Below are 12,023 nucleotides of genomic sequence, written 5' to 3' on the forward strand. Positions count from 1 at the left end.
GCGCCCTAGGGGCTGTGTGATGTCGTGATCAGTTGGCGGGTTCTTCCCTCTTCGGGCAGTAGAAACCGGTAGGACATCGGTTGTGACTCGTAGGCAACTCACCGACGATCAGTGGAAGTTCATCGAGCCGTACCTGCCGATCGGGGAGTACGGTCCCTATCCCGAGCGGTTGCGAGAGCAGTTCGAGGGAGTGATCTGGCGGTTCCGCTCCAGTGGCCAGTGGCGGGAGATGCCCGCCGAGTTCGGCCCCTGGGCCACCGTCTACGGACGATTTCGGGTCTGGCGCAACGCCGGTGTCTTCTCCGCTCTGCTGGAAGGCATGATCGCCGCAGCAGCCCGCGTGGACCAGACGGATCTGTCGCTGGTCAGTGTGGACTCCACGACGGTCCGTGCCCACCACGACGCCGCGGGGATGCGAGTGAGTGAGGACCTCATGGAAGTCCTCAAGGAGGCCGCGCGGGAGCAGGAGCGGGCCCGGCAAAAGGGGGCGGGCCGCACGAGCAGAACGGACAGGCCGAGCGGCAACGCATCCGACGCCGGCGCAGGATCCGCTTGAAGCAAGCCCTGCTCGGCAGGTCCCGGGGTGGCCTGAGCAGCAAAATCCATCTCGCCTCGGACCGCAGATGCCGCCCGCTCACGCTCGTCCTGACCGCAGGGCATGCAGGTGACAGTCCGCAGTTCATCCCCGTACTGCAAAGAGTGCGCATCCGGCTGCCCGTCGGCCGTCCCCGCACCAGGCCCGGTGCGGTCGCCGCGGACAGGGCCTACTCGTCCCGCGGAAACCGCGCCCACCTGCGCAGACGCAACATCAAAGCGGTCATCCCGGAGAAGAAGGACCAGGCCGCCAACCGGAAGAAGAAGGGCGCCAGGGGCGGCCGGCCCGTCAGCCACGACACCGATCTCTACAAGGAGCGCAACACCGTCGAGCGCCTGATCAACAAACTGAAGGCCTGGCGAGGAATCGCCACCCGATACGACAAGTCACCCGAGAGCTACCTCGCCGGCCTCCACCTCCGCGCCTCGATGATCTGGATCGACGACCTCCTGAAGACTCCAGGCTGATCACGACGTCACACAGGCCCTAGTCAACGGGGACAGCTCAAGCCCACAGCGAAAGCCGCGCCGAGACACCCGATGGCGTGTCCTCCATCACAAACCGGAATCAAAGCCTCCGAACACTTGCTACAGACTCGTGTAATCGTTTCCAATCGTGTTTGTAATCGATTCCATGAGGAGGTGAAACGATCATGGCGAGCATCAAAGACGTCGCCGCCCAGGCAGGTGTATCCGTCGCCACGGTCTCACGAGTGCTGAACGGCCATCCCTCGGTCAGCCAAGAGGCACGCACCCGTGTGCTGGCCTCCGTCCAAACACTCGGCTACCGGCCCAACGCTGTCGCCCGCTCCCTGCGCACCGACCAGACGCGCACTCTCGGCCTGATCATCAGTGACGTGCTCAACCCGTACTTCACCGAACTGGCCCGCTCCGTCGAGGAGGAAGCCCGCTCCCTCGGCTACAGCGTCATCATCGGCAATGCCGACGAGCGGCCCGACCTCCAGGACCATCACGTACGAACACTGCTGGACAGGCGTATCGACGGCCTACTGCTCTCTCCCGCAGACGGCTGCTCCCCCGGTGTGCTGGACGCCGCACACGCGGGAACACCCATGGTCTTCGTGGACCGCTGGATCCCGGGCCTGGAGGTTCCCGTCATACGGGCAGACGGCAGCGGCGCCGTGCGGGACCTGGTCGCCCATCTGCACGACCTCGGACACCGCCGGCTCGCTATCATCGCGGGCCCGGCCACCACGACAACCGGCCGCGAGCGGGTGGAAGCCTTCCGAGAGGCCCTCGCAGCGTACGGAATCGTGCTGCCCGATAGCTATATAGGACAGGGCGACTTCCAGGCTGCAAGCGGGCGCCGTGCCGCCATGACCTTGCTTGACCTGGCCGAACCGCCTGAGGTCATCTTCGCCGCCGACAATCTGATGGCGCTCGGCGTACTGGACGCAGTCCGCGAGCGGGGACTGCAAATCCCCGACGACATAGCACTCGCCGTGTTCGACGACATCCCATGGTTCGTGCACACCAATCCGCCCATCACCGCGATCGCCCAGCCGACGGACCAACTGGGTCGGGCCGCCGTCCGAGCCCTGGTCGACCGCATCGAAGGTCGGACCCCGCAATCCGTCTCTCTCCCCGCCCACCTCGTCGTGCGCCGCTCATGCGGTGAGCCAGCGACCGGGGCTACCCCCGCACAACAGACACCGGCACGAAGGAGCAAGTCGTGAGCAACCATGCTGAGTTGCTGCGCATCGAGGGCATACGCAAAACCTTTCCCGGTGTGGTCGCCCTCGATCGGGTCGACTTCGATCTGCGCCGCGGTGAGGTACACGTACTGCTCGGCGAGAACGGTGCAGGCAAGAGCACACTGATCAAGATGCTCTCCGGCGCCTACAAGCCTGATGCGGGACGCATCGTCGTCGACGGCGAAGAGGTGCGTATCCACGGCGCACAGGACTCCGAGCGTCTCGGGATCGCCACGATCTACCAAGAGTTCAACCTCGTCCCCGATCTGACGATCGCCGAGAACATCTTCCTCGGCCGACAGCCGCGCCGCTTCGGGATGATCGACCGCAAGACCATGGAGGCAGACGCCGCCAGTCTCCTGGAACGCGTTGGGATCAACGTCTCCCCCCGGACGCTGGTACGTGAACTGGGTGTTGCACGACTTCAGATGGTGGAGATCGCCAAAGCGCTCAGCCTGGACGCCCGCGTCTTGATCATGGACGAGCCGACCGCCGTGCTCACCTCGGAGGAAGTCGACAAGCTCTTCCGGATCGTGCGCAGACTCCGCGAGGACGGCGTCGGCATCGTCTTCATCACGCACCACCTGGACGAGATCGCCGCCCTGGGCGACCGGGTCACGATCATCCGCGATGGCAGGAGCGTTGGCCAGGTGCCCGCCTCCACGCCAGAGGACGAGCTCGTCCGCCTGATGGTGGGACGCTCGATCGAGCAGCAGTACCCGCGCGAACAGACGGACACCGGAGCCGCACTGCTGACCGTCGAAGGACTGACTCGGGACGGCGCTTTTCACGACGTCAGTTTCGAGGTCCGGGCCGGGGAGGTTGTCGGCATCGCCGGTCTTGTCGGTGCAGGCCGCACCGAAGTGGTCCGAGCTGTCTTCGGCGCCGACCCCTACGACAAGGGATCCGTGAAGGTAGCCGGGGCGAACTTGCGTCAACACGACGTGAACGCCGCCATGGACGCCGGCGTAGGACTCGTGCCCGAGGACCGTAAAGGCCAAGGCCTCGTCCTAGACGCCCCTGTCGGAGAGAACCTGGGCCTGGTCACACTGCGTTCCGCGACACATGGCGGATTTGTCGACCTCAGAGGTCAGCAAGCCGCCGCCGCGCGAATCGCCCAACAGCTTGGCATTCGGATGACCGGGCTCGGCCAACAGGTCCGGACCCTGTCCGGCGGAAACCAGCAAAAAGTCGTGATCGGCAAGTGGCTCCTCGCCGACACCAAGGTACTGATCCTCGACGAGCCGACGCGGGGCATCGACGTCGGCGCCAAGGTCGAGATCTACCAGCTCGTCAACCAACTGACAGCAGCAGGAGCTGCCGTCCTGATGATCTCCAGCGACTTGCCTGAGGTCCTCGGTATGAGCGACCGAGTCCTTGTAATGGCCCAAGGCCGAATCACGGGTGAACTCAGAGCTGACCAAGCTACCCAGGACTCCGTGATGGCACTCGCCGTAAGCACTCCCTCCACCGCAGCTGAGCACGACAAGGAGGCCCGCCGTGGCCACTGACACGCAATCGAGAACAACAGGCCTGAGCGGCGCATCCGCAGTACGCCGCCTCCTGCTCGACAACGGAGCACTCACCGCGCTCATCGTCCTCGTCATCGCGCTGTCGGCTCTGTCCGGGGATTTCCTGACCACCGACAACCTGCTGAACATCGGCGTCCAGGCGGCCGTAACAGCCATCCTCGCCTTCGGCGTGACCTTTGTAATCATCTCAGCGGGCATCGACCTCTCGGTCGGTTCGGTCGCCGCATTGTCGTCCACGGTCCTCGCTTGGACGGCAACTTCAGCCGGCGTACCTGTGTGGATAGCTCTTCTCCTCGCCGTCGCCACCGGTATCGCCGCCGGCCTGGTCAACGGCGTACTGATCGCGTACGGCAAACTGCCACCCTTCATCGCGACGCTCGCCATGCTGTCGGTGGGACGCGGCTTGTCCCTGGTGATCTCGCAGGGCAGCCCCATCGCCTTCCCCGACTCCGTCTCACACCTCGGCGACACGCTCGGCGGCTGGCTTCCTGTCCCGGTCCTCATCATGATCGTCATGGGCCTGGCCACAGCAGTGATCCTGCGACGTACCTACATCGGCCGCTCCATGTACGCGATCGGCGGCAACGAGGAGGCTGCGCGCCTGTCGGGTCTTCGGGTCAAGAAGCAGAAGCTCGCAATCTATGCGCTCTCCGGTCTCTTCGCCGCCGTCGCGGGCATTGTGCTCGCCTCGCGGCTCTCCTCCGCACAACCGCAGGCAGCACAGGGCTATGAACTCGACGCCATCGCAGCGGTCGTCATCGGTGGCGCCTCGCTCGCTGGCGGCACCGGCAAAGCGTCCGGCACACTCATCGGCGCGCTGATCCTCGCAGTACTGCGCAATGGTCTTAACCTCCTTTCGGTATCGGCCTTCTGGCAGCAGGTCGTCATCGGTGTGGTGATCGCACTCGCGGTTCTGCTGGACACAGTGCGGCGCAAGGCCGGGGCGACTCCGGCCACCGGGGGCGCTCCTGGCGGCGGACGCCGCAAGCAGGCGACGACGTATGTGATCGCGGCCGCGGTCGCCGCGGCGATCGTTGGAGTGACGTCCTTCGTACACAGCGGCTCGTCCGCCTCAGCAAAGCAGAAGGTCGGCCTGTCACTCTCCACTCTGAACAACCCGTTCTTCGTGCAGATCAAGAAGGGGGCGCAGCAGGAGGCGAAGGAGCGTGGCGCGGAACTGACCGTCACCGACGCGCAGAACGACGCTTCGCAGCAGGCAAATCAACTGCAGAACTTCACGAGTTCGGGACTTAGTTCGATCATCGTGAATCCGGTGGACTCGGATGCAGCTGGTCCCTCTGTCCGCTCAGCCAACAAAGCCAACATCCCCGTCGTAGGCGTCGACCGGGGCGTCAACAAGGCGAAGACGGATGCACTCGTCGCCTCCGACAATGTCGCGGGCGGCAAGCTGGGCGCAAAGGCACTGGCGGAGAAGCTGGGCGGCAAGGGCCAGATCGTGATCCTTCAGGGCCTGGCAGGCACCTCTGCAAGTCGAGAGCGCGGAGCGGGCTTCGCCGAAGGGCTGAAGGCATACCCGGGTATCAAGGTCGTCGCACGCCAGCCCGCGGACTTCGACCGCACCAAGGGCCTCGACGTGATGACGAACCTGCTTCAGGCACACCCGGACATCAATGGTGTGTTCGCGGAGAACGACGAGATGGCGCTCGGAGCAGTCAAGGCATTGGGCTCTAAGGCTGGCAAGTCGGTCTCGGTCATCGGTTTCGACGGCACTCCCGACGGCCTGAAGGCGGTCTCGGCCGGCACGTTGTACGCGTCCGTCGCCCAGCAGCCTAAGGAACTGGGCCGAATCGCGGTGGACAACGCTCTGCGGGCCGCTGAAGGCAAGAAGGTCCAGGAAACAGTGATGGTTCCCGTAAAGGTGGTCACGAAGGAAAACGTCGCCGGATTCGGCGACTGACACCAGGCGGTGGGCGGCGGAGCACGCCGCCCACCGCCTTGCATCCTCTGCACATCAGCTCCACACCTACAGGAAGACGAATCATGGACAACTACGACCTTCTGGTCGTGGGATCGGCCAATGCAGACTTGGTGGTCCAAGTCGAGCGTCGGCCAGCAGCAGGCGAGACGGTGCTCGGCTCCGATCTCGTCGTCCACCCAGGTGGAAAAGGCGCCAACCAGTCGGTCGCCGCCGCCCGGCTAGGAGCGCGTACCGCGCTCCTAGCCCGGGTCGGCGACGACTCCCATGGCCGTCTACTGCTCGACTCCCAGCGACAGGCGGGCGTCGATACCGTCGGCGTTCTCGTCGGCGGGGCCCCGACCGGCGTCGCGCTGATCACGGTGGACCCTTCCGGCGACAACAGCATCGTGGTAGCACCGAACGCCAACGGTCGGCTCACACCCCAGGATGTACGTTCCGCCGCCAGCCTCTTTTGTGCCTCTCGAGTGGTATCCACGCAGCTGGAAATTCCTCTGGAGACCGTGGTGGAGGTTGCACGAAGTGTCACAGATGGAGGGCGCCTCGTGCTGAACCCCTCACCGCCCCAGCGGCTTCCTCATGAAGTGCTCGCCGCCTGCGATCCCTTGATCGTCAACGAGCACGAAGCACGGGTGATCGCCGGAAGCGACCTCGGAGACTCCCCCGATGACTGGGCCACGGCGCTTCTCTCCCTCGGCCCACGTTCCGTAGTGATCACCCTGGGCGCGGCAGGCGCTCTGGTAGCGGAGCAGGCCGGCGCCCGAGTCTGGGTTCCGTCGGTAGAGGTTGAGGCCGTGGATACCACAGGCGCGGGCGACGCCTTCGCCGCAGCACTGGCCTGGCGTCTGGGGCTCGGGGAAACTCTGGCCGAAGCCGCTGTATACGCCGCTCGAGTCGGTGCCGTCGCCGTCACTCGGCCCGGTGCACAGGAGTCCTACCCGACTACCGAGGAGGTGGCTGCGCTGTGAAGCGGGGCGGAATCTTGAACCGCCATCTGGCAGGCGCTCTCGCGGAACTGGGCCACGGGGACACAGTGCTTGTGTGTGACGCGGGTATGCCGATCCCAACGGGACCACACGTCGTCGACCTGTCATTTCGCGCGGGTGTGCCTTCGTTCGCGGAAGTCCTGGACGGCTTGATGGCCGAACTGGTGGTCGATGGCGGAATGGCAGCACGCGAAATGCTGGGTACAAATCCTGCGGCAGCAGAGCTGCTGAAAACACAGGTTGCCGATCTGGAGCTGGTCACGCACGAGGAGCTGAAGGCGCTATCGGGAGGCGCGCGTCTTGTCGTGCGCACAGGTGAAGCCCGGCCGTACGCAAACGTCCTGCTGCGCTGCGGAGTGTTCTTCTAAGCGTTGTCCCGTAAATGACCTCGGGTCTGCTACCGACCTGCTTGTCTGCTGGTCAGCCGACGAGGGCGAGGTTGTATAGGCGGGCGACGCCGAGTATGGCGTGGTGGACGCCATCGCCTTTCAGGCGGCAGTCGCGGAGGATCTTCCAGGTCTTCATGCGGGCGAAGGCGTGCTCGACGCGGGCGCGGACCCTGCGGTGGGAGGCGTTGTGTTCCTCTTTCCAGTCCGGGAGTTCGGCCTGTCCGTGTTCGCGGCGGTGCGGGATGACCAGGCCGGTGCCCTGGTAGCCGCCGTCCGCGATGACCATGGCCTTGCCGACGGCGTCCTTGGCGCCGGACAGCTCCCATGCCTTGCAGTCGTTGCGGTTGCCGGGCAGCGGCCGGCCGACGGCGACGACGAGCCGGGTGTCGGCGTCGATGACGACCTGGTGGTTGGTGGAGTACCGATAGTTCTTCGACTTCTCGGCGACGGTGTGGTCGCGGGTGGGAACCAGGGTGCCATCCACGATCAGCACGGTGTCCTTCCGGAACCGCCTACGAGGCCGGAGCGCGAGCGCCGGGCCGAGGTGGTCGACGATGCGGTCGGCGGCCGACTTCGACACTCCGAACAGCAGGGCCAGTTGGCGCAGGGTGAGATTCGTGCGCCAGTACGCGGCGACCAGCAGGACCCGGTCCTGAAGCGGCAGGCTCCACGGCCGACCCTTGCGTACCGGGTCGACACCCTCACGCCGCAGTGCGGTGATCAGTTTGCCGAACTGCCGCGGGCTCAGCCCGGTGAACGGGGCTATCCAGACACCTCACGGCGCCAAGCCGTCAAGTCGGGACAGCGGGCACGAGCTCACCGTTCGATTTCGAGGGCCCTGCCGGTGGTCATCAGAAAGCGTCCTTAGTGTGGCCTCGGGCGAAGTCCCATGGGGCGGGTGCATTGGCGGCCGCGTACTCGTCTGCGATGCCGAAGACGCTCCCGCATCCTGGGCATTCCGCCTGGCCGAACAGGTGCGTCAGGCCCCAGGCGAGCCGTTGCTGGCCATCCCGTACGGCCGACTCGTGCAACATCCTCCCAGTGCCGATCAGCTCGTGCGGGACGGCCGGCCGGAGCGGGACCTGGTGGACATCCCCCAGATTCCAGTCCCGGATCGAGGAGTAGCAACCGTAGTCGCCGACCGCGATCGTCACCGGTGCGTCGCAGTGCGGACAGGCGACAGTGACGAAGGAATCGGTGAAGTCGTCCAGGGCCTCGAACCAGAGGATCTGGCCGTCGAACGCGAGCATGGCCCGCAGCCGGCTCAGGTAGATCTTTCCGTCCAGGCCAGACTGCAGCCGGGCGGCGGCCATGGCGCGAAGCTCGGCCAAGGTCGCCGCACAGCGAGCGACTTCTTCGTCGGCGCCGTGATGTTGAAGGAGGCCACTCGCTATGGCTGCGGCGAGATCGAGCGCCCAGTCCCCGGCGTCCTCGGTCTTCGCGATGTCCGCCAGCTGCGGCAGTGCGGCGATGCTCGCTGGGGTAATCGTCCCCTGGTGGCACAGGCGCCCCCAAAGCCGGTCAATGGCCTCCTGGTCACGACCGATGGCTCGGTCCAGCAGCCCGGGGATCGCGTGTGCCGGACCGTAGGCGTCGTGGAGTGTGGACCAGTCGATCATCCGGTGATTCAAGCACGCAGCGGAGCGATCTCCAGGGGAGGTGAGTCGTGAGCGGGATCACCTACGCCACCGCCAACGCTGGGGCCTGCGGCGCCGGGAACGCGGTGTGCTCATCGAACAGGCGGCGGTTCTTGAGGCAGTGGTGGAGCTGGCCTAGCATCCGGTTGAACAGATTGCGCTGGCCAGCGGCGTGCCAGTCTCCGTGGTCGTCACGTCGCCGCCGGTAGTGGGCTTTGGCACCGGGCGAGGCGGTGATCGCTGAGAACGCCCAGAGGTAGCCGGCGTGGTTGAGCCGGTTGTTCTTCACCCATCGTCTGGTGATGCTGGATTTCTTGCCGGAGGCCCGGGTGACGGGTGAGGCGCCCGCGTAGGCCTTCAGGCCGCGGGCGTCCGCGAAGCGGGTGCGATCGTCTCCGATTTCGGCCAGCACCCGGGCGGCAAGCTGGATACCGAGGCCGGGGAAGCTGAGGATAATTTCGGAGTCCGGGTGCTGCGGGAACGCCTCGTCGACGGCTAGGGCGAGGTCGGCGGCGGCGGTGCAGGCGGCCGTGAGCTGTCCGAGTAGGGCGAGCGTCTGCTTGCCGAGCGCATCCTCGACAAGCTCGGGCTGACGGGCCCAGTCGGTGCGGAATGCCTCGCGCAGCCGCTCGACGTCCGCCTCGATGCCGCGCTTGCGGCCCGCACGCTTGAGAGCCGCCGTGATCTGGGTGCGAGTCAGGCTCGCGGCCTTGGCCGGTGTCGGCGCGAGCTTCATCAGCTCGCGGGCCTCCGGTCGGCACAAGCCGTTGTCCCACTTGGCGAAGGCTTCCAGAGCGGCGGGGTAGTACTCGCGCAGTAGCGAGCGAAGCTGGTTGGCGATCTGCTGCCGGTTCCAGACCGCATCCTGTTGAGCGCGGGCCAGTACGGCGATGGCGCGGGCCAGGTCGCTGTCGTTCGGCAGCGACCGGTGGGCATGCATATCCGTGCGCAGGATGTTCGCCAGGACCAGGGCGTCGCCGGGGTCGGACTTCTTGCGGGAGACCGTGTGCCGGTCGCGGTAGCGGGCGGCAGCCATCGGGTTGATCGCGAACACCTTCCGCTTGCCTGCCCGCAGCACCGCGACCAGCAGACCGCGGGAGGTCTCGATCGCAACCGGGATCGGAGTCTCCTCCGTGTCGCCGTACTCGGCGAGCAGGTCTATCAGGCTCCTGTAGCCGGCCGCGTCGTCGGTTATGTGTCGCTTCGCAAGTAGCTGGCCGGTGTCGTCGACTAACTGATCGTTTCAGAATGACTCCGGCCGAGCGCAGTACTCCCGTTGGCGCTTGTGCAGCTGAGTTGGCACCTTGGCCCTTGGCCTTGTGTATGTGGTCTGGGCAACGGAAGCAGATCTGGACCGGTCGGACATAGGAGTGGGTGGATGGGCGTGGATGGGGAGCGGGAGTGCTGGGAGCTGCGGTCGGGAGCCGGTGTGGGTCCGTTGCGGTTCGGGATGTCTCCAGCCGAGGTCGCCCAAGCGCTTTTGGTCTTTGGACCGCAGGAACGGGTTGGCGGTCCGTATGCGCAGGAGGACTTCCCGGATGGGGTGAAAGCGTTCTACGACGCGGGCGAGCTCGCCTGTGTTGCGCTGGATGCGGTCACCGGTCCGCAGGTCTTCCTGTCTGGCTTCCCGCTGGCGGGAAGCGATCCGGAGCAGGGCCGGCAGTTCCTGCTGGACCACGCTGCGGAGCATGATGGCGCTCTTTGAATCTCCCCACGTAGTGCTCAGGGATGGGGCAAACCTGCTCTGTTGATCTCCCCGCCTTTCGTGTGGTCGGGTTGGGCGCTTTGTGTGATCTTGATCGGCGTGTCGGGGTGGCAGCGGTGCGTCTGGAAAGCCTGCGTGAGCTTCGAGTTCGGCCTGTTCGGGGGCCTGGATGCTCACCAGGGAGGAAGACGTGGATGCTCATGCGCTGCGTCGGCAGGGCTGGACGATCTCGGCCATCGCCCGGCACTTGGGCCGGGACCGCAAGACGATCCGCGCCTATCTGAACGGCGAGCGGGTTCCTGGCTGTCGGCGTCAGTCTGCAGACGCGTTCGTGCCGTTCCTGGACTACTGCCGGCAGCGGCTGGCGGACGATCCACATCTATGGGCGTCCACGCTGTTCGACGAAGTCACTGAGCTCGGCTATGCGGGCGCCTATTCCACCTTCACCCGCGCGCTGCGCCGTTATCAGGTGCGCCCGCACTGCGAGCCGTGCAAGACCTCGACCGGCCGGGACGTCGCGGTGATCGCCCATCCACCAGGCGAGGAGATCCAGTTCGACTGGCTTGAGCTGCCCGACCCGCCGGAGGAGTGGGCGGTCGGCGGGCACGCGCATCTGCTGGTCGGCGCGCTGGCGCACTAGGGCAGGTGGCGGGCGGTCCTTGCGGAATCGGAGGACTTCCCGCACCTGGTCCACGCCCTGGACCAGGTGATGCGCAAGCTCGGCGGGACCGCCCGGCGCTGGCGCTTCGACCGGATGGCCACTGTCTGCTATCCCTCCAGCGGGCAGGTCACCGCGGCCTTCGCTGGCGTCGCGAAGTACTACGGGGCCAGCGTCGACATCTGCCCTCCACGGCGCGGGAACCGCAAAGGCGTCGTGGAGAAGGTCAACCACTCGGCAGCTCAACGCTGGTGGCGGACGGTCCCGGACCATCTGACGGTTGAGCAGGCCCAGTCGGGGGTCGACAAGCTCGCGCTGCGCATGGACGAACGTCGCCGCCGAGTGGAGGGGAACACGGTCACCGTCGCCGAACTGGCTGCCGGTGAGCCGCTGTTGGACCTTCCGGTCAGGCCGTTCCCGGCCGAACTCGAAGTGGAACGCACGATCAGCCCGCAGAGCCTGGTGTCCTTCCGTGGCAATTTCTACTCGGTGCCGCCCGGCATGCCCGGTGTTCAGGTCCGCCTGGTGCACCGGCTCGGCGAGGACCATCTCCACATCGTCACCGCCGGCCGGGCCGTGATCGCCCAGCACCGGCGGGCCGTCGACGGCGCGGGCCAGACCGTCCGTGACGCCGGACACGTGATCGCGCTGGAGCGGACGGTGCTGGCCGCCTTCACCGACCGAGCCCCCTGCAAGACCAAGGTCCGCCGCCCGCCTTCGGAGGCCGCCCTCGCGGAAGCCGAACGGCTCCGCGGCCGGACTGCCACCGGGAATCCGGCCGAACGGGTCGTGATCGACCTGTCCCACTATGCCGCCGTGGCTGACCGGCTGCGGACCGCCCCCAACTCCGAGGAGGAGAACGCGGATTGAG

8 protein-coding genes and 3 pseudogenes are annotated in these 12,023 nt (G+C 66.2%); 8 read left to right on the top strand and 3 right to left on the bottom strand.

The features are described from left to right. Window positions 1-82: 82 nt before the first annotated feature. The 6 genes and pseudogenes from ACICHK_RS42150 to rbsD all read left to right on the top strand — a co-directional run bounded on the left by ACICHK_RS42150 (window position 83) and on the right by rbsD (window position 7,131). Window positions 83-1,062, top strand: a pseudogene (locus tag ACICHK_RS42150) (IS5 family transposase). Between the two features lie 185 nt (window positions 1,063-1,247). Then, window positions 1,248-2,291: a LacI family DNA-binding transcriptional regulator gene (locus tag ACICHK_RS42155; RefSeq protein ID WP_406841605.1), complete on the top strand. Its 1,044-nt coding sequence runs from the start codon at window positions 1,248-1,250 to the stop codon at window positions 2,289-2,291. Beyond that, a complete protein-coding gene (locus tag ACICHK_RS42160; protein WP_406841606.1) occupies window positions 2,288-3,820 on the top strand; it encodes a sugar ABC transporter ATP-binding protein in 1,533 nt (510 codons plus the stop codon). The genes ACICHK_RS42155 and ACICHK_RS42160 overlap by 4 nt, the downstream gene beginning before the upstream one ends. Then, on the top strand, window positions 3,810-5,759 hold the full coding sequence (locus ACICHK_RS42165; protein WP_406841607.1) for a substrate-binding domain-containing protein: 1,950 nt from the start codon (window positions 3,810-3,812) through the stop codon (window positions 5,757-5,759). The genes ACICHK_RS42160 and ACICHK_RS42165 overlap by 11 nt, the downstream gene beginning before the upstream one ends. A gap of 83 nt (window positions 5,760-5,842) precedes the next feature. Continuing rightward, window positions 5,843-6,745, top strand: coding sequence for a ribokinase (locus ACICHK_RS42170; RefSeq protein ID WP_406841608.1), 903 nt, complete (start codon window positions 5,843-5,845; stop codon window positions 6,743-6,745). After that, window positions 6,742-7,131: a D-ribose pyranase gene (gene rbsD, locus ACICHK_RS42175; RefSeq protein WP_406841609.1), complete on the top strand. Its 390-nt coding sequence runs from the start codon at window positions 6,742-6,744 to the stop codon at window positions 7,129-7,131. Before ACICHK_RS42170 ends, rbsD begins: the two co-directional genes overlap by 4 nt. Before the next feature lie 52 nt (window positions 7,132-7,183). On the opposite strand, the gene ACICHK_RS42180 is transcribed toward rbsD, so the two are convergent. The 3 genes and pseudogenes from ACICHK_RS42180 to ACICHK_RS42190 all read right to left on the bottom strand — a co-directional run. Further along, a complete protein-coding gene (locus tag ACICHK_RS42180) occupies window positions 7,184-7,918 on the bottom strand; it encodes a transposase (protein WP_406841912.1) in 735 nt (244 codons plus the stop codon). Between the two features lie 85 nt (window positions 7,919-8,003). Continuing rightward, window positions 8,004-8,771, bottom strand: a complete 768-nt coding sequence (locus tag ACICHK_RS42185; protein ID WP_406841610.1) for a hypothetical protein — start codon at window positions 8,769-8,771, stop codon at window positions 8,004-8,006. 61 nt (window positions 8,772-8,832) lie between these two features. Then, window positions 8,833-10,023, bottom strand: a pseudogene (locus ACICHK_RS42190) (IS110 family transposase); the annotation flags it as partial. 144 nt (window positions 10,024-10,167) lie between these two features. Here ACICHK_RS42190 and ACICHK_RS42195 point away from each other — a divergent pair. Beyond that, window positions 10,168-10,494 (top strand): hypothetical protein, encoded by a 327-nt coding sequence (locus ACICHK_RS42195; protein WP_406841611.1) that lies wholly within the window; start codon window positions 10,168-10,170, stop codon window positions 10,492-10,494. 169 nt (window positions 10,495-10,663) lie between these two features. Continuing rightward, window positions 10,664-12,022, top strand: a pseudogene (locus tag ACICHK_RS42200) (Mu transposase domain-containing protein). The last annotated feature ends 1 nt before the right edge of the window (window position 12,023 follow it).

The sequence above is a fragment of the Streptomyces sp. AHU1 genome (assembly GCF_045343905.1).
GTDB lineage: Bacteria > Actinomycetota > Actinomycetes > Streptomycetales > Streptomycetaceae > Streptomyces > Streptomyces triticiradicis.

Coding starts and splice junctions, on each gene's coding strand:
- ACICHK_RS42155 (WP_406841605.1), top strand. CDS start 1,248: ATGGCGAGCATCAAAGACGTCGCCGCCCAGGCAGGTGTATCCGTCGCC.
- ACICHK_RS42185 (WP_406841610.1), bottom strand. CDS start 8,771: ATGATCGACTGGTCCACACTCCACGACGCCTACGGTCCGGCACACGCG.
- ACICHK_RS42170 (WP_406841608.1), top strand. CDS start 5,843: ATGGACAACTACGACCTTCTGGTCGTGGGATCGGCCAATGCAGACTTG.
- ACICHK_RS42195 (WP_406841611.1), top strand. CDS start 10,168: ATGGGCGTGGATGGGGAGCGGGAGTGCTGGGAGCTGCGGTCGGGAGCC.